This window comes from Candidatus Paceibacterota bacterium (assembly GCA_035530615.1).
Lineage (GTDB): Bacteria > Actinomycetota > Actinomycetes > Nanopelagicales > Nanopelagicaceae > QYPT01.
Map to the genome: position 1 here is coordinate 349468 of DATKUL010000001.1, position 19287 is coordinate 368754.

At 49.3% G+C, this 19287-nt stretch carries 14 protein-coding genes; 3 read left to right on the plus strand and 11 right to left on the minus strand.

The window, feature by feature from the left end:
- The first annotated feature begins 71 nt into the window (after positions 1–71).
- The 3 genes from VMW30_01845 to VMW30_01855 all read left to right on the plus strand — a co-directional run bounded on the left by VMW30_01845 (position 72) and on the right by VMW30_01855 (position 3833).
- Positions 72–1475 carry a GGDEF domain-containing protein gene (locus VMW30_01845; GenBank protein ID HUW87109.1) on the plus strand — a complete coding sequence of 468 codons (1404 nt, stop codon included), beginning with the start codon at positions 72–74 and terminating at the stop codon, positions 1473–1475.
- A gap of 67 nt (positions 1476–1542) precedes the next feature.
- Positions 1543–2976, plus strand: coding sequence for a saccharopine dehydrogenase C-terminal domain-containing protein (locus VMW30_01850; protein HUW87110.1), 1434 nt, complete (start codon positions 1543–1545; stop codon positions 2974–2976).
- A gap of 29 nt (positions 2977–3005) precedes the next feature.
- Positions 3006–3833: an alpha/beta hydrolase-fold protein gene (locus tag VMW30_01855; GenBank protein ID HUW87111.1), complete on the plus strand. Its 828-nt coding sequence runs from the start codon at positions 3006–3008 to the stop codon at positions 3831–3833.
- On the opposite strand, the gene VMW30_01860 is transcribed toward VMW30_01855, so the two are convergent.
- From VMW30_01860 to VMW30_01910, 11 genes are all read right to left on the minus strand, one after another.
- Positions 3804–5213 carry a family 1 glycosylhydrolase gene (locus VMW30_01860; protein HUW87112.1) on the minus strand — a complete coding sequence of 470 codons (1410 nt, stop codon included), beginning with the start codon at positions 5211–5213 and terminating at the stop codon, positions 3804–3806. The two genes, VMW30_01855 and VMW30_01860, sit on opposite strands and share 30 nt — an antisense overlap.
- Positions 5214–5241: 28 nt before the next feature.
- Positions 5242–6165 (minus strand): carbohydrate ABC transporter permease, encoded by a 924-nt coding sequence (locus tag VMW30_01865; GenBank protein ID HUW87113.1) that lies wholly within the window; start codon positions 6163–6165, stop codon positions 5242–5244.
- Positions 6162–7142, minus strand: a complete 981-nt coding sequence (locus VMW30_01870) for a sugar ABC transporter permease (GenBank protein ID HUW87114.1) — start codon at positions 7140–7142, stop codon at positions 6162–6164. The genes VMW30_01865 and VMW30_01870 overlap by 4 nt, the downstream gene beginning before the upstream one ends.
- 146 nt (positions 7143–7288) lie before the next feature.
- A complete protein-coding gene (locus VMW30_01875; protein ID HUW87115.1) occupies positions 7289–8629 on the minus strand; it encodes an ABC transporter substrate-binding protein in 1341 nt (446 codons plus the stop codon).
- Positions 8630–8780: 151 nt separating this feature from the next.
- Complete coding sequence (locus VMW30_01880; protein HUW87116.1) at positions 8781–10376, minus strand: glycoside hydrolase family 13 protein; 1596 nt, start codon at positions 10374–10376, stop codon at positions 8781–8783.
- Positions 10373–12196 (minus strand): glycoside hydrolase family 13 protein, encoded by a 1824-nt coding sequence (locus VMW30_01885; protein ID HUW87117.1) that lies wholly within the window; start codon positions 12194–12196, stop codon positions 10373–10375. The genes VMW30_01880 and VMW30_01885 overlap by 4 nt, the downstream gene beginning before the upstream one ends.
- The gene (locus VMW30_01890; GenBank protein ID HUW87118.1) at positions 12156–14120 is read right to left on the minus strand and encodes an alpha-amylase family glycosyl hydrolase; all 1965 of its coding nucleotides are present in this window, start codon (positions 14118–14120) and stop codon (positions 12156–12158) included. The genes VMW30_01885 and VMW30_01890 overlap by 41 nt, the downstream gene beginning before the upstream one ends.
- Positions 14121–14122: 2 nt before the next feature.
- Positions 14123–14974, minus strand: a complete 852-nt coding sequence (locus VMW30_01895; GenBank protein HUW87119.1) for a sugar ABC transporter permease — start codon at positions 14972–14974, stop codon at positions 14123–14125.
- Positions 14971–16503 carry an ABC transporter permease subunit gene (locus tag VMW30_01900; GenBank protein HUW87120.1) on the minus strand — a complete coding sequence of 511 codons (1533 nt, stop codon included), beginning with the start codon at positions 16501–16503 and terminating at the stop codon, positions 14971–14973. The genes VMW30_01895 and VMW30_01900 overlap by 4 nt, the downstream gene beginning before the upstream one ends.
- Positions 16504–16600: 97 nt before the next feature.
- Positions 16601–17860 carry an extracellular solute-binding protein gene (locus tag VMW30_01905; protein ID HUW87121.1) on the minus strand — a complete coding sequence of 420 codons (1260 nt, stop codon included), beginning with the start codon at positions 17858–17860 and terminating at the stop codon, positions 16601–16603.
- Positions 17861–18105: 245 nt separating this feature from the next.
- Entirely contained in the window at positions 18106–19218 is a 1113-nt protein-coding gene (locus tag VMW30_01910; protein HUW87122.1) for a citrate synthase 2, read from the minus strand.
- Positions 19219–19287: the final 69 nt, after the last annotated feature.

The window sequence follows — 19287 nt, forward strand, 5'->3', positions numbered from 1 at the left end:
TCGAGCGGAGAGGCTCGGTCTATGGCTAGCCCTATTTATTGGTACTGGTGACCTGCCTTAACTTCATGTCAATGGTGCGGATAAATAGGATCCTGGCACCAACGTTGCTGGCCATTCACGTACTCTTACGAATCGCGATTCCAGGCTCCAATTTTTTCATTGACCTCATTCTCTTTCACGCGATCTCTCTCTGGGCAGCATTCTCAATCTTCACCTCCCGGACATTCGACGATCAAATCGCGAGAGTCACGCTTGGTGCAGCAATAGTTTTCTGGAGCATCGGTTCGATACTCTCCACCTACAACGAATTCTTCAGTTCCCCACGAATTCATTCTGCGCTTGCCAATACCTTCTATCTGCTCTTTTATCCCTGCGCTTTTATTGGAATACCACGAACGTTACGAGCTTGCGGAAAACTCGGATCACTAGAAATTCTCGACGCCACCATTTTGGGACTCGGTCTGAGCGCAATCGGTGCAGCTTTTCTTATCGAACCCGTCCTTCCTTACTCTCAAGAGGACCTCGCACAGACCTTCGTCGCGATTCTCTTCCCGATCGCCGACTTGGTCCTAGTTGCCCTCGTTCTGGCGCTCACGCTCATCTCCCCACCGACTCCGCGAAGCGCACTCATCACCGCTGGAATAGCGATTTTTCTAATTTCAGATTTTCTCTTTCTCTGGCTCAACGTGAATCACCGATATTCATTGGGAGCGCTCACGGATGATTTGTGGCTCTTGGGAATCGTCCTGCTTGCTCTAGGCATGCGCTTTCGCGGAACCGAGCGAGCGCTCATCGGAACAATTCATCCGCTCTTTGTAGCGCTCTCAGTGATGATGAGCGCAACACTCTTATCGATTACATCGCTACGTCCCGGCTATTTCCCAGAGTTCATTTTGATTCCAACAATCGCGACTTTAATCTTGGCCTTTGTGCGAATGATGATCGCTCTGCGACAGGCCCGATCTATCGGCGAAGAGAGGGTTCTGGCTCGCACCGACGACCTTACAAACTTGCCCAATCGGAGAAGGTTCATCGCAGAACTTGGAGCACTCACAAAAAACTCCGAAGTAGAAGGCGCGCTCCTTCTACTTGACCTAGATGGGTTTAAACCGATCAACGACTTGTACGGCCATGAAATCGGCGATCAACTTCTTAAGGAAGTCTCGCTCAGATTTACCCGAGCCTTGCCACAAGGCGCCCTTTTAGCCAGACTTGGTGGAGATGAATTTGGCGCCATCGTGCGCGGCAATTTCGCCGAAACCTTTGAGGTAGCCCACGCTTTGCGGGCCACCTTGAGTTATCCGTTCTCCATTGCGGACCGCGAAATCCACGTGGGTGTGAGCGTGGGACATGTAGGCAATGACGGTGCGCCAGACCTCCTACGCCGCGCAGATAGAGCGATGTATGAAGCCAAGCGCCAGGGTGCCGGAGTCTGGTCTGAGTCGGCTGCGGACCATGCGAGGAAAGAGTTCTGAATTTTTAGCCTATGATTTAAGGCGCGATGCCGCTCCACTTTCATACAGGCTCGCAGAAGAGGTCTAATTGTCCGCATCCTTCCACAATCGAATTCTTGTTCTCGGCGCCGGCTCGGTAGCCCAATGCGCAATCCCGCTACTTCTCGAACATTTAGTGGAAGCAAAACAGATGACGATCGTGGATCAAAGAGACAATAGATCACGTGTGCAAGGCGCGATAGACCAAGGCGCCACATATTTTCAGGATCAACTTACGCAGGAAAATTTGGATGAGTTCCTAAGTCGCTATCTCTCAGAAGGTGACTTCTTACTCGACCTAGCTTGGAACATCGATGCAAATGAAATGATCCAGTGGGCTCATGACCACGGTGTGATTTACGTCAACACCTCTCTGGAGGAGTGGGAGCCTTATTCTGGTGGACCTGAGCGAAGCGTTCAGTCGCGCACTTTGTACGTCCGACATATGCGTATTCGTGAGATGAAAGCGCGTTGGACGAAGAAGGGTCCGACCGCCATTGTTGAACATGGTGCAAACCCGGGATTGGTATCACACCTGACAAAGCGAGCGCTCGTGGATATTGCCACTCGTGCACTCAAAGATGGATTGGCTGGAGAAGGTGTCGAAGACGCGCTTGCCGAAAAGAACTTTCCGGTTCTTGCGCAGAAACTCGGCGTTAAAGTCATTCATATCGCCGAACGCGACACTCAGGTCGCCGATAAACCAAAGCTTGTTGGCGAGTTTGTAAATACCTGGAGCGTTGAAGGATTCTACGAAGAAGGTATCGCACCTGCGGAATTGGGCTGGGGCACACACGAGAAGAATCTTCCAAAAAATGCCTACCGGCATGAAGATGGACCGAAGAATCAGATTGCAATCGCCCAACCTGGAGCGACAACCTGGGTTCGTTCATGGGTTCCGAATTCTGAAACCACCGGACTGCTTGTTCGACATGGTGAGGCCTTTACGATTTCAGATCATTTAACTGTGTGGGATGGCGACACCGCCGTCTATCGCCCAACAGTGCACTACGCGTACTGCCCAGCCGATGCTGCCATTGCCTCAATGCGCGAACTTGAAATGCGCCAATGGGATCTTCAAGAGAACCAACGGATCATGAACGATGAAATCATCGACGGCGAAGATCGCCTCGGTGTTCTTCTCATGGGTCATCCATATAAATCATGGTGGACGGGGTCGCTGCTGAGCATTCATGATTCACGGAAGATGATTCCGCACCAATCTGCCACCACTGTCCAAGTTGCCAGCGCCGTTTACGCCGCCGTTGCATGGGCAATGAAGAATCCTGATCAAGGACTCATGGTTCCGGATGATCTCCCATGGGATGAAGTTCTTGCTTACGCAGAGAAATACTGGGGCGAATTCCATTCAGAACCTGCCGATTGGGATCCACTGAAATATCGCAACGATCTCTACGGTCCCTGGAACGGTCGCGAATACGACCATTCAGACCCTTGGCAGTTCGCTAACTTCCTGGCGTAATACTCTTCAGCGCTTCTAACCGAGACGTTATGGAAAGAATTAAACGATTTCAAATTCGTGGCGCTTCACAGCCAGTTGAACGTTTCAATTTTGACGGCCGAACCGTAGATTTTTGGAACCCTGGAGTTCCTACCGAACACCTTCTCATCGCGCATGATGGACAGAACATATTTAAGCGATGCTCCGCCACCGGTCGTCGTTCGTGGCAGATGGTGCAGAGTGCAATAAAGGTAAGTCGTGAACTAGGAATCATGCCTCCGGCGATTATCGCCGTTTTCCATAGTAGATCGCCGGAAAACCCTTGGGGGCGGATTCATGACCTTGCCCCTGAGGATCCCTACCAAAATGGGGTCAGTGCCGCGAGAGAAGCTAATGCTGAAATATCCCTAAGCGACCTGCGAGGAAACAAATACCTCGAACAAATCACGGACCAAATAACTCCTGCAATCTGTAAAGAACTCGGGTTGAACCTGGCTGCGATCGACAAAGCCGTGATCGGTTCAAGCATGGGCGGCCTCGCATCACTCTACGCAATGAGCAAGCGCCCCGATTTCTTCAGTACCGCGCTTGCCCTTTCACCTCATTGGCTAGCGGGAGAGGAACCTCTAGTCGATGCAATTATTAGCGCTCTTCCAACACCTGGAGCACACAAGATTTGGATGAGTCACGGGACGGGCGGTTACGACGCGAAGTACGGGCCATTCCAGAGGTATGCCGATCAGAAGATGCGCACTGCGGGATGGATAGACGGTGAAGATTTCATTACTCGCATCTATAACCGATCAGGCCATAACGAAAGGTCTTGGGCGAAGTACCTAACTGATCCCCTACGGTTTTGGCTTTCGCCTAGCAAGTAATTCACGGAAGAAATAAGCACTCGTCTTTGGAGTTCGCTTCTGCGTTTCCTTGTCCACGTGGAAAAGACCAAAAGATTTAGTCCACCCTTGTGCCCATTCTAAATTATCCAGGAGGGACCAAGCAAAATAGCCACGAAGATCTATGCCAGATTCACGAGCATTCAGTGCAGCATCTAAATGCGATTGGTAATATTCAACGCGATCCTGGTCATCAATTTCACCATCGACCATGACATCCGCAAATGCACCTCCATTTTCAGTGATATAAAGCGGCACACCAGGCAACCGCTCCTGTGTCTGGCGAAGCGTGCTAGTCAAACTCTCAGGGTGAACCTCCCAACCCATTTCAGTAAGCGGACCGCGCGGCACTGCAAGATAAGGCGGAGTTCCCGGGTAAGACTTCGAATGGTGGTGCTCGCCATCTTTCGTCTTGCCATCTTTCGGAACCGATGCAATTCGAATTGGCATGTAGTAATTAATCCCCAGCCAATCGATGGGAGCGGCAATAGATTTCAATTCTGACCCTGTGACGAAGGACCAATCTGTAAATTGGCGCGTGCCTTCAATAATGTCTGCTGGGACACCGCGACCGGCAAGCAGATCGAGCCAGAGTCGATTTTGAAGGCCATCTATCTGTCGAGCCGCAGTCTCAACACCCGTGTCCTCCGCGATGACAGACATGAGATTCAGGACAATCCCAGCATTTTTTGCCTTGTATCCGCGGAGAACTTCCATAGACCGACCGTGCGCGGCAAGGAGGCGGTAGGCGGCCTCTAGTCCGGCGGCGGCATCGCCCTTGCCAGGCGCCATGACGATATCTGCATAACCCAAGAAAGCAGAACACCAAGGCTCGTTAAAGGTAGCCCACATGGATGTTCGGTCAACAAAATTCTTGGCCAGTACCTCGGTGTACTCCGCAAAGGCATCGCTGATTCCCGACCAGTTCCAGCCGCCTTTCTTCTCCAAAGCCGAAGGCAGGTCCCAGTGGTAGATGGTGATCACTGGCTCGATATTTCGCTTGAGCAAACCGTCGATCAATCGATCATAAAAAGCAACTCCAGCGGGATCAACCTTGCCCACTCCATCATGGAGAATTCGCGGCCAACTTATTGAGAAGCGATATGAATCAACTCCCAACCACGACAAATGATCGAGATCCTCTTCCCATCGATTGACGTGATCGCATGCTGGATCTGCCTGCGCACCATCAACGATATTTCCCGATATGGCCGCAAAATCTTCCCAAATGGAGCGACCACGTAGAGTGCTCGAGCCCTCTATCTGCCATGAGGATGTGGCAGCGCCAATGCGAAAATCTTTCGGCATACGGGAAACTAAGTTTGCGATCTTGGCATGCGAGGCATCATTTAGTGGGGGCATGGAAACTCGCTTCTCTAGGAGAGCAATACTATTTTACAGATCCGGCAAGGAGTCCTCGGACGAAGAAGCGCTGCAGCGAAAAGAATACGACAAGTGGAATAGCAATCGTTACGAATGCACCAGCGGTAAGAATTTCCCAACCAGATCCCCATTGACCCACAAGAGAGGCAAGTTTGACGTTGATCGGAGCAACTTCTTCGGTTCCTGACGCAAATGTCAACGCCACGAGCAAGTCGTTCCAAACCCAGAGGAACTGGAAGATTGCAAAGGCCGCAATGGCCGGAATCGAGAGTGGAATGACAATTTGACGAAATACCTTGAAGTGATTGCCGCCATCCACGTGCGCCGCTTCCATCAAATCCCGTGGCAAGGACGCAATAAAGTTATGGAGTAGATAAATTGCCAGAGGCAAAGCAAACATTGTGTGAGGGAGCCAAATTCCAGCAAAGTGACCGGCAATCCCCAATTTGGGAACGATTGTGATACCGCCAATATGTGCGCCACCAGTGAAAAGTTGAAGCAGTGGCACGAGAGACATCTGGATAGGAACGACCTGTAAAGCAAAGATGAAGAAAAAGAGTGCGTCACTTCCCTTGAATTTGATCCAAGCAAGCGTATATGCAGCCATAGTCGCGATCACAACCGGGAAAATCACGGCCGGGACCGTAATAACGATTGAGTTCATCAAATATGGAAGAACCCCGTCAGCGAGAGTCGATGAACTCGAACCGAAAAGAACAGAATGGTAATTCGCCAAAGTTAGATCTGGATTTGTGAAAACATGCCACCAACCCGATAGAAAAATATCTTCTTTCTTTCTAAATGAACTAGCAAAGAGCCCAAAGGTAGGAACAGTCCAAAGAACTGTGATAATCCAAACGACAGTAGTCGCAAATCTGGACGAGAAGATCTTTCGGCCCGGATTTGCATCAGCGAGCTTCGTGGTGCTCATGCAATTGTCCGCTCTCTTCGCAGGTTTCTTATGTTGTAAATCAAGATTGGCGTCACAAATACAAAGAGAATGACAGCCAAGGCAGAACCCCTTCCCGTATTAAAACGAACAAATACTTCCGAATACATCTCATTGGAAATAACACTGGTACCGAAATTTCCACCGGTCATTGTTCGGACGATATCGAAGAGTTTGAGCGACGTGACCAACATCGTGGCGAGGACGACAATAAAGGTGCTGCGCACCATTGGAAAGGTAATCCAAGTAAATAGCCGCCATCCGTGCGCTCCATCAAGAGCCGACGCTTCAACAATATCCGCGGGTACCGCCTTAATGGCAGCAGAGAGAATTACCATCGCGAACCCGGTCTGGACCCAGATGAAAATAACCATCAAAAGGAAGGTATTGAGCGGCTGCGTCAGAATCCAGTTAGATGGATGAAATCCAAAAGAACGGACTATGGAACTTAATAATCCAGTTTGTGGCTTGCTAGGTACCGCATAGTCGTAGACGAACTTCCAGATCACTGAGGCGCCAACGAAGGAGATCGCCATCGGCATAAATAGCAATGACTTTGCTACAGACTCACGCTTCATGCGATCCAGCATGATTGCCAGAAACAAACCAAGGGCGGTTGTTGCAAAAGGTGTAACAACAATCCAGAGCATGGTGTTAGAGAAAACCTTCCGCATATCGGCATTGCTCATTAGCCAGGTGTAATTTTGGAATCCGACAAATTTCTTTGAGTTGGCATCTTCAAAACTAAATAGAATTGTCTGAATGGCCGGAACGATGAGGCCGGCAAAAAGAAGAATCATCGCCGGTCCAAGAAGGGTCACTATTGCTATCGGACGCTGTTTGCGCCCGTTCGCTTTGCCGGCGATATAGAAGATCACAAGTAAGACCGCAAAGAAGAGTGCTACCGCGACTACGACCTGTCCGAATTTGGGGGCGTTGGTGGAGAAGAATGAATTCACTTCATCCCCCAATCTAAATTTTCAGTAGTTTAAGCATTTCTGGTTCAAGTTACCAGTATTCATTTCTTGAGTAAATGCAGGTTACTGCAGATAGAAATTGGTGGGGACCCGAAAAATCGGATCCCCACCAACCTTTTTAAGCTCTTTTAGCTAACTGGCCATGAATCATCAATCGCTTTGGCTACATCGGCGGCAGACTTGCCTTCTGCGAACCAAGCGGTTAATTGGGTCCATTCAGTTCCCGCTCCAACAGCTGCAGGCATTGCATCCGAGGCGTCGAAGACAAATGTTGAATGCTTGTCTGCCAAGTACTTAGCCGATAGTTGATCAAGTGGGTTCTTGTAAGCCGATAGTGGGACACCAGAGTTAGCAGAGAGCCAACCGCCACCAGAACCAGCAGTTTTAATGCGATTGATCGCCCACTGTGGAGTGGATAGGTAGTTCTGAAGTTCTTGAACTTCAGGGCGCTTTGAGAACGCGGCGAAGAATTCTCCGCCACCTTCTACTGGAGTCTTCACAGATGGATTGATACCTGGGAGGTAGAAAGCCCATACATCGCCATTCTTGCTGACATCAGTACCGGCTGGGTACTGAGCTGCGTAAAACGACGCTTGCTGAAGCATCATGCAACTTCCCGTTGGGATGCCAAGTCCAGCATCTTGGAAAGTTGTCGTGGCAATTGCCTGAACGTCTCCAACATACTTTGGATTCTGCATCCATTTTTCAACGGTATCCATTGCTGCCAGGATCTTTGGAGCAGAGAACTTAATCTTGTGTGAAATCCAATTGGCATAAACTTTTCCACCAAACTGACGGACTACAACTTCTTCCAACCAGTCCGTTGCTGGCCAACCAGTTGCGCCACCAGAGCCAATTCCACCACAGAATGCAATCTGATTAGCGGCCGCCATCTTGTCTGCCAGTGCCATCATCCCAGTCCACGTAGTTGGGACTGAATAGCCTGCGTTAGCAAACTGCTTTGGCGAGTACCAGACTAATGACTTCATGTTTGCGCTATTTGGGGCGGCGTAGAACTTGCCCTTCACGGAGCCATATCCCTTCCAGCCTGCGCTCCAATATTTGTTAACATTGGCGAGCGTCTTGGCGGGGGCAACTACTGCCTTGCCTGTTGCGACCATCTGTGCGAGGAGTCCGGGTTGAGGAATGATTGCGATATCAGGAGCGTTTCCGCCCTTTACGCGAACGGGAAGGAGTGCTTCGAATTGGTTTGATCCTTCAATTTTGACTTTGATTCCAGTACAGGCCGTGAATGATTTGAGGGCGTTCTGATACTTTGACAATTCTGGATCAAGGATAGAAGTAAATATCTTGACCGTCTTGCCCTTCATTTTCGCATAGCCCTTACCAATAACCTTGTCACAGTTAATTGCTGCATTTGCTGGAGCAACAGTCGTCACCAAGGTTGCTAGAAGTGATGCCGTGGCAATTCCAACCACTGTCAGCAATTTCTTTCGACTAATCGACATAAATATCCTCTTTTTTTACGTAGGAGCGCCTCGGATCCCCCGGTGAGATCCGTATTCCGCGTAAACGAAAGTCTGGCGTTCTGTCCTGCCAACCACAATGAATTAGAGTGTGTAAATTGCTTGCAATCGACAACAATTTGATAACGAAGCGTTATAAGATACCTATCCAAATGCAGGCATTTGCGCTCAGAATAAGTTCCCCGTCAACGGAAACAATTTTGCGATCCGAAGAAATTTCGATGCGCCCATGCCTAGAAATCGCTTGCGGGGTCTGTGACGTATTGAGAATCACTTCGACATCACCACGTCGATAGCCCAGTAAACCTGATCCGTCAGGCGTAATCGACCATGCAAAGGTATCTACTCCGTGAAAGAGTTTTTTCCGCACACTGAGTGCCGCTCGATACAACTCAAGCGAACTCGCCGAGTCGCCCCTCTCATGCTCTACGGTCAAAGAAGCCCAGGTTTGAGGCACGGGTAGCCATGGCCTGCCTTGGGTGAATCCAAATGGGGTGGTCACTCCATTCCATGGCATCGGTACACGTGCGCCATCACGACCCTTCTGCCCGCCTTTAGTCCGGATGAATGCGGGATCCTGTCGGTCGCCATCTGCAAGTTCGACGTCGGGAAGCCCCAACTCCTGACCTTGATATACGTAACAAGATCCCGGCAGGCCAAAAATAAACAGAGCTAATGCCCGGGCTTCTACCGCGCCGATTCGTGAAACCAAGCGAGGCGAATCATGGTTACTAAGCGCCCACGTCGGTGACGCTCCAACACCACCGATAAGTTTCAACGTCCTATCAATGCAACTGAAAATCGCTTCATCATCAAATGGCGCGACAAGTAGGTCGAAATTAAATACCTGCTGCAATTCATCAGGGCGTACATAGAGAGTTGCTCGCTCCGGAGGATGGACCCACGCCTCAGCTACAGCCATTATTTCTCTGTCGTAGGAATCAAAGATCTTGCGCCATGCACGGTAAATCTCATGAACGCCGTCGCGATCGAAATATGGAACAGTTGCCAGCAATTCATTACGAACCGAATCATCCATCTCGACGTCCAGACGGAGAGCATTACTAAGTCCTTGCGGGTCAAAATGGTCCTGCAGAATATTTTCTTTCACAAGACCATGGGCTACATCAATTCGAAATCCATCGACACCCAAATCTATCCAGAAACGAATAGTCTTTTCGAAGTCCTCCCTGACTTCCTCATTGCTCCAATTGAGATCGGGCTGTGAAGAATCAAATAAGTGTAGGTACCACTGACCATCGGCAACCTGAGTCCATGCCGGCCCACCGAATAGGGAAATCCAGTTATTCGGCGGAGTTTGTGCATCTTTCCCATCATGAAAATGAAAACGAGATCTCTCCGCAGAGCCCTTGGGTGCTGCGAGAGCTTCTTGGAACCAGACGTGATCGCTCGAAAAGTGGTTTGGGATTATGTCTATAAGGACTTTCAATCCGAGTTCATGGGCGCGGTCGAAGAGAATCTTGGCGTCATTCAATGTTCCATGACGGGGATCAACGTCACGCGGATTGGCGACGTCGTACCCGCCATCCTTATTCGGCGACGAGTAAAAAGGGCTGAGCCAAATGCCATCTACACCCAAAGTCTGGACGTAATCGAGGTGATCGGAAATTCCGCGGAGATCACCTTCACCATCACCGTTGCTGTCGAAGAAAGAGCGCGGGTAAATCTGATAGAAAACGGCTTCTTTCCACCACGTAGAATTTTTCATTTCAATCTCCAAATACCACTAACTGCGCCTTTGCTCGAAATTGTGATCTGCCCGGACTTTGCTTCTGGCCCGTAGAGAGTCTCTCCTATGGAGTATCCGTATGGTTTGAGATTAATGCTGTACCGTCCGGCCGACCTTGCGACAAATACCAAGACACTCTCCTTCTCAGACTCACGGAGGTAGGCGATGGAATTTGCGCTGATGTCGATCCAACGGAGTCCGCCATTACTTAGCGCATGCGATTTCTTTCGTATAGCGATCAACTTTTTGAATTCCACAAAAAGCTCGTTGTCCCACTTCTCTGGATGCTCCCAATCAATAGTCCTTCGAGCATCTTCCCCCCACTCACCTTCCACTCCAATTTCATCGCCAGCAAAAATCGACGGCACTCCAGGATAAGTAAAAAGGATTGTTGCACCGGCAATGTGTCGGGCTCGGTCGCGTCCCACCACATTTCTGAATCGGGCAGTGTCATGTGAATCCAAGAGAAGCATGCTCGCCGTGAAAGATCTCCAGGGAATTCCGGCCGCGAACGAACGCATCATTGCGACCATCGCCTCTCCCGAAAATGTTGGGATCGGAGTTGGTAAACCCATGAAATTATCCGCAAATTTGGCCGACTTGCTCAACCATCCCCAGATCGGACGCGCAAAACCAACGTAATTCATTGTGCCGTGCCAACCGAAGCCATCTAAGTCCGCCGGAGAATGGTCCGCGTTCTCCGCAACCAGCCAGGCATTGGGATTGGTCTCATCCATTGCCCGGCGCACTCCGCGAGCAACTTCTTGATTCATATCTTGCCAGCCCAACCGACCTGTCATGTTCCCAACGTCAATGCGCCAGCCATCAGTGTTAAATGGCGGCTTAAGCCATCTTTTCACCACTGAATCGGCGCCCGCGTACATCTTCTCTCTAAGGAGTGGGGATTGATAATTCAATTTTGGAAGTCCCGCTACGCCCCACCAACCAACATAACCGTGTCGAATTGTCTTATCCCAGTAGAAGAAGTCACGCTCTTTCGCATCAGGGTTCTTCAATGCTGTCTGGATCCATTCATGACCAATCCCACAGTGATTTGTGGTCAAGTCACCCATAATTCGGAAGCCACGCTTTCTTGCGACCGAAGAAAATTCAATGAAACCTTGGTCTCCGCCCAGCAAAGGATCGGCATGTTCAAAACTTGACGCATCATAACGATGACTGGTTCGAGATGGAAAAAATGGGGTGAAGTAGATGGCATTCACGCCAAGTTCTTCTAGGTGTCCGAGATGCTCAGAAACGCCCGGGAAATCGCCGCCGTAGAACTCTGTCCCGGTTGTAGCGCCACGTCCAGTTGGTCGAGCGTTCCACTCACGTGGAACTGCCCAGGATGGCAGATCTCGCCGTTCACCTGACTTAGCAAAGCGATCAGGAAAAATTTGATAGAAGACTGCATGCTTGATCCAGTCTGGGTATTTCGGCTTGGCAATGATTTGGAAATCTTCTCGATCGACAACGTCCCTGGCAAAGACTCCCTCACCGTTCAACCAACGGTACGTACCTTTGTCGACAAAGAGAAATCGGTAGTGCGTGACAGGATTGATAATTTCAATCTCAACGCTCCACCAAGTTTCGTAAGTTCCAGTCCGCCCTTTCTTAAGTTCAAAAGTTCGTGGTTCGCCATCGTGGAAAAGACGAACCCATACTTTCAAAACCTTGTCACTCTTTGGAACGCGAACACGGAGTTTGACTTTCTCCCCAAGTGTTGGAGCAGAATTACTTACGTATAAATCACTTCCATCATGATGCGGGGATTGTAATTTTTGTGCTTGGTAGCGCAAAAGATGCCCCCTTCGAATTTATGGCAACTGCCTTTATTTCGAGAGTTTCACCTGCGTGCTCCTGGGGATCGACGAAAACGCTATACGGCGAGTTGGTATCTACTCCCAGCGAACGCCACTCGGGAGTTTTCGCCGATTTGTAGAAGAACTCCACCGAGAGGAGATCGTTGGTCGCGATCCCGGCGGTGGCTTGGAAGAAGCCAGTTAAGTAATCCTCTTTCACCTTAATCTTTCCGACTTTCACTTCTGTTCTGTCTATCAACTTATTGGCCTTCAGAACCACTGTCGCGAGTGCAGGAACTGTGATTCTTAAAGTAGAACCCTTCGTCGTGAAAGTCGTTTTGCCAAGAATTGCCTTCCATCCTCCGAAAGAAGTCGCCGTATTGACTTGAATTGTCTGTCGCTTTGCGGAATTATTCAACGCGACTACATACTCGCGTTTCTCCTTGCTATCTTTTTTGGAAAGAACAAGTACTGAGTTCTTTGCATATCTCGTCTGCATAAACGCATTCGCCAGTCCCGGATTCCTACTCCGAAGTTGAGAGAGCGTGACCAGGTACTGTGCAATTGGATTTGAATTAGTCGATGCGAAAGAATCTCCGTTACCAACAGGCTTTCCGCCAATTCTTATCTCCGTCTTCCAAGCATCGATCTTGGTCGGAAACATATCTTGTCGGGCAAGCTGATCATTGCCAGCGCCAGTTCCAGTCATTCCGACTTCGTCACCATAATAGACAACCGGAATACCCCTCGAGAGATACATGAGTGCGTTCGCAAGTTTCGTCCTGGCTAAGAGCTGATTGGCTGGCTGCTCCTTCTTGGTCTGGATAATGTAACCAGAGCGCCCCATATCGTGATTGCCTAGAAATGTAACCAAATCGTTGACCGACGAAGTCGCGCTGGTGTAAAGATCATCGCTTAGGAAGAGATTCTCTAGAACCTTTGCATCCGAATATCCCGAGGCGAAGTCTGTAGCAGTTCGCTGAAATGGGAAGTCCAAGACGCTCTGTATCTTGATCCGACGAACGTAGTTCATCAATTCAACCGGATTAACTTCCCATACTTCACCAAAGATAGTGAAGTTTGATACCCCAATACTCTTCGCAGCATCTTGAATAAGAGGGGACCAGTTCTTGAAGAACTCATCATCAACGTGGCGGGCTGTGTCTACCCGGAAACCCGAGATTCCGTAATCCCTTATCCATTTTCCATATACATCACCCCAACCCCGCCAGACCGACTCTTTCTCAGTAGCCAGGTCATCCAAACCAAAGAAGTCACCTATCTTGGTGCAGTTTCCGTCTCCCCAACATTTACTCATGTCACCAACATTGTGATAATTCGAAAGATCATTGAGCCAAGCCGGGCTTTTTGCATTGGTTGATTCAGTCGGTATGTATGCCTGTTGATCCTGATATTTGACGATGTCACCAGTGTGGTTGGTCACCACATCAAGAATTACCTTAAGTTTCATCTTTTTCGCGCATGCCACAAAATTAGTTAAATCGTCGTTAGTTCCCAAATGTGGATCTACCTTGAGAAAATCAACACCCCAATAACCGTGGTATCCCGCTCCATGCGGAGTTGACCGCTGTTGAGTAACTAGTGGAGTCAACCACACAGCCGTAAAGCCCAATTTCTTTATGCGTGCTAATCCATCATCACCTGCCGTACACGTTCCGGTGAGCCCTTTGAGGTCTCCGCCGTGGAAAAAGGCCGTACTTGTAGGATCAAATCCATCGCCCGCGTCATTGCTCGGGTCCCCATCCTTGTAGCGATCGGGCATAACAAAGTAAATGAGGTCGGAGGCCATTCCGACTCGCGTGCTCTTGGAACTCGCTCCTGAAGCAGCAGAAATTGAATAGAGTGAAGAGAGCGCGAGCAGAGTGGCGATGAGAAGTGAAAGTGAACTTTTACGTTTCAAAATTAACCCTTAACCGATCCGGCTGTTAAACCACTGACAATGTATTTTTGAAGTGATAGGAAAATTACGACAATCGGAATCGAAAGAAGAATCGACCCTGCCGCGAAAGGTCCCCAGTTCTGCGAGTACTGACCACCAATGAACTGTTGGAGTCCCACAGCGACGGTTCTGCTATCCATCTCCACCAGGAAGAGCCGGGCCATAATGTATTCATTAAGCGTGCCAATAAAACTGAGCAATGACACAACTGCCAGCACGGGCGCTGCAAGGGGTACAAAAATCAACCAATACGTCTGCATCGGACTTGCACCATCGATTTTGGCTGCTTCATCCAGTTCTATAGGGATCGAATCAACGAAACCTTTCAAAAGCCAGATGTTTACGCCCATGGCACCGCCAAGATAAACCAGAAGCAGGCCGGTTTGTGATCCGAGACCAAGAGATGGCGCGAATCTATAAACGCGTTCCATAATTACATAGACCGCGGAAAGAGCCAAGATCGCCGGGAACATTTGGACGAGAAGAAGAATTTGTACTCCGGTTTTCCTGCCTCTGAATCTCAATCTGCTAAACGCGAAGGCGGATGAGGCGCCGATAAAAACAGAAATAACGGCCACCGCTCCAGCAATAATAAGAGAGTTCTTAACCCAGGTTAAGTAAGGAATTGCAGGGCTATCAAAGAGTAATTTGTAGTTGTTCCATGAAATCTCGCGCGGAATAAAGGATGTCAATTGCAGACTTCCAGTCGGGTTGAGTGAAGAAATCACGACCAAATAAAGAGGGAAAAGTGCAAATAGTGACATTCCGAGGGCGACGGCGTGACGCCATAGATTTTCTTTCAACCATTTGTTCATTCGAATGTCTCCAAAACTTTTGATTTGCGCAACCCATAGAGCGAAATCCCGGCGACAAGGAAGAAGATAATTACGGAAATGGCACTAGCTAAACCGAGATCTTGCACATTGGATCCAAATGCGATCTGATAGGTATAACTAATCAAAATATCTGTAGCACCTGCAATTTGACCACCTAATTGATCGCGCGGCCCACCACCTGTAAGGAGATAGATCAAGTTGAAGTTATTGAAGTTGAAGGCGAAGGAAGCGATCAATAATGGGGAGAGAATCTGCAGCAGAAGCGGCAGAGTAATCTTGTTAAAGACTTGTCGGCCGTTAGCCCCGTCAATGGCAGCTGCCTCCGTGAGTTCGATAGGGATGGCTTGGAGGGCGCCCGTCGAAATGAGATAGAAGTAGGGGAAGCCCAACCATAAGCTGACCAAAATCACAGCAGAGCGGGCAAAGTTAGCATTAGAGAACCACGCTATGTGGGTGTGAAGAATATTGTTAATGGCACCAAATTCTGTATCAAACATACCTGCCCAAATAAGGATGCTCATAAGGCTTGGCATCGCGTAAGGCAGAATGAGAATGGAACGATACATCCGACGTCCGCGCAGTGGTTTACTGAGCGCAAGGGCCAGAAGGAGCCCAAAGCCAAAAGAGGTCAATACGGTCAGAACGGAAAAGAGAACTGTCCAAATAAAGACCCGAATAAACGGTCCGCGAACATGATCATCCATGATCAACTTTGCATAATTTGAAAACCAGGTCGGAGCTCTCCAGCCCGGTTCGAGTATCTGCTCTTTTGAATCCGCGTAATTGCCCTTCCCGTTATCTCGATAAATAGTGCCGTTTATGAGGTTCCGGAAGGTATCTGTGGACGGTTCATACTTAAGGGTTTGCCTAAAAACAGCGCCAACGTCTTGACCCTCGATGGAAATAAAATAATTACCCGAATAAACATACTTAATTCTCGCGTACTCCTGATTGCCAGTTAAATTCGTGACGGAAGTACGCATGAAATTTGGTGCCGCGGTCGCCACTCCATATTCATTAAGCGTTAGATCTGTAGGAATCAAGTCAATTCTCTTGGTTTTGGTCGAAATGAAGTATTGCGGAGTTGCCACATCCGAAGCCAAAATCGCTAATTCTCCGGCCCTGGTCTTTCCAACAACTATGTCAAAAGTTGTTCCGGCCTCATCGGGTTCGACCCCGAGAGCAATCACGCGCTCGATAGCCTCTTGCTTAGAAATGTAATTTCCAGTTTTGTAATTGTATGTGGACATTACTACAGTAAAAATGATCGGTGCTAAGACAAATGCGAAAAGGAAAATTGTGCCTGGCAAGAAGAATTTAAACGGAACACTTCTAGAAGTGAGATACACGTAATTCAATGCCAGTACTGAGATGAGTAAGAAAGCCGATATCGCATACTCTTTTTGAGCGAATGCGCTCTGGGCAAGCATCAATAAAATTGCAGAGGCTAAGGCAAGCAGAATGATCTTTATGATGAAGGCGATCTTGCCTCTATAAAGTAAAGTCACAATCTGCGCCTAACTTGTTCATAAGGAAAGTGTGGGCGGGAATTTATCCCGCCCACACTTTCAACCTTTATAGCGTGCGAGTATGGATTGTGACCCTTTAGAGGTCGGCCTTACCGGCGGCTACGTTGGCCTTCCAGATTGCAGCAAGTTTGCGTGCCTCAATGGTCGCATCCTTGCCGTCGATGAGAACTGCAGTCCAGTAAGCGGGTGCGGAATCCCAGTAGTTAGCGCCGCCCTTATTGTTGTTAAGGAATGCACCAATCTGTGGAATACCCGCAAGTGTCGCTGCGCTTCCGAAGCCCTTCTGACCAGCCGAAACTGATGCGTCAGACTGCGCACCCTTTTCGGCTGGTGGACGGCCCTCAAGCAACTGATACTTGACTTGACCTTGAGTTGACGCGAAGAAGTTCACGAGAAGTGACTTTGCTCCAACTGCAACACCATGCTTGTCAGCAAACGTTGTAAGAAGTGCGCCGCTTACGCTGCCAAACATGTGGCCGTATGTGCCACTCTTTACTCCTGGCACGGGCATAAGGTTCATGTCGAAACCCTTTGCTACGTAATCTTTCCACTCCCAGTTGCCGATAACTGCAAATGGAACGGTTCCAGCGAGGAAGTTATCTTTACAACCGGTATCGGTAGCAGGGAAGAAGCCATTGCTCTTGTTGCCGGTGAGAAGGTACTTCTTTACGTTTGCACCGAATACAGATGGGTTTAAACTCTGAATCGTGTTTGCTGTCCCCCGCTTGGACATGCGGTAGGCATCCGCACCAAGAGCTGAAAATACCGAGTGAGCTCCCCATGACATTCCGCCACCAGCAATACATAGACCGGCCTTCAATCCCTTGGCAGTCTTGTTTGCCTTGTAATAATCAACCATCTCGCCGATGGTCTTTGGTGCAGATGATACAAGTTTGGTGTTGTAAATCATCGCTACGTTGTTGATGTCAACCGGAACTCCGTAGAGCTTTCCCTTGTAGGAAAGATCGAAGAACTGTGTCTGGTTGAAGCGAGCCTTCTGAGAAGCAGTAAGTGTTACTGGTGCCAATTTTCCGCTCTTTGCGGCGGTTGGCACCCAGTCATTCCCACCAACAACAATATCTGGACCTGATGTTCCTGTTGCCTTATCAAAGGCATCCTTGAGTGCATCAAAACTTGAATAGGTAACAATCTTGATTGTGTATCCCGGAACCCAGTCACTCTTGGCCTTAATGACCGAGGCAAGGTTTGGTCCGCGAGTCTCATCTGCCCACACCACAATTTCATTTGCGGCGTGTGCTGGAGTTACTGCAAAGCCGGTGGCAGAGAATGCCAGGACTGCAGTAACCGCAATACCTTTCAAAAATCTATTCTTCATTGGATCTCCCATGTAAGCGATGTAGATTCTGCAGCGAGGGCAGCAGATGTCTCATTTCACCTCATTTGCAATCAATAGGCAAAGAAAAAATGCCAAAAACAGCATAAAACATTGATATATACCGAATTGTTATCAATCGTTCTGATTACAGAGTCCCTTACAGAACCGATCCCCTAAGAAGCCACCGAACGCAATTCTCCCCTGCCAACCTGCTGGCAGGGGAGAATTGGTAAGAAATTAGTTTTCTACAAATGAAGTTGGACGACGGTCTCATCCCAGCCAGTTACTGATTCTGGCTTGCGCGGACCCTTTCCAATATAACGAGCTGAAGGTCGTACCAGACGACCGGTTCGCTTCTGCTCCAAAATGTGCGCAGACCAACCGGCAGTGCGAGCGGCTGTGAACATAGAAGTGAAGAGGTGACCCGGAACTTGTGCGAAATCCAGAATAATTGCGGCCCAGAATTCAACGTTTGTTTCTAGGACGCGCTCTGGATGGCGTTCGTGCAATTCAGCAAGAGCAGCCTGCTCAAGTGCAAGAGCTACTTCATAGCGCGCCACACCAAGTTCTCTAGCAGTGCGACGAAGAGTGCGCGCACGTGGATCTTCTGCGCGATAAACGCGATGGCCAAAGCCCATCAACCGTTCTCCACGATCCATAATTCCCTTGACATACGCACGTGCATCGCCGGACTTCTCAACATCTTCAATCATGTGAAGAACACGTGAAGGAGCACCTCCGTGTAGTGGACCAGACATGGCGCCGATTGCTCCAGAAAGTGCTGCCGCAACATCTGCCCCGGTTGAGGCAATTACTCGCGCGGTAAAGGTTGACGCGTTCATGCCATGCTCGGCCGCCGAAACAAAGTAGGCGTCGATCGCGCGGACGTGAAGTGGATCAGGGTCTCCGCGCCAGCGGATCATCATTCGCTCGACAACTGTATGTGCCTTATCAACTTCAGATTGAGGAATCGTGGATTTCTCACCGCGCGCAGCTTGGGCAACGTACGAAAGAACCATCACGGATGCACGCGCCAAATTGTTGCGAGCTTCCTCATCAGAAATATCAAGAAGTGGTTTCAATCCCCACGCAGGTGCGAGCATAGCAATGGCAGATTGAACATCCACGCGAACATCGCCTGAGTGCACTGGCAGAAGAAAAGGTTCGGCAGGTGGAAGTCCCGGGTTGAATTCATCATCAACAAGCAGTCCCCATACATTTCCGAAAGAAACACGACCTACAAGATCTTCAATATCTACACCGCGATAACGAAGGGCACTGCCCTCTTTATCCGGCTCGGCAATCTCTGACTCAAAGGCAATGACACCCTCAAGACCTGGTTTAAAATCGTCAGACACTTGTGAACCCCTCATCCCCGTGCACTCCGAGACGCCACAAGGTGGGCGACTCATGGTGACAATTCTGCC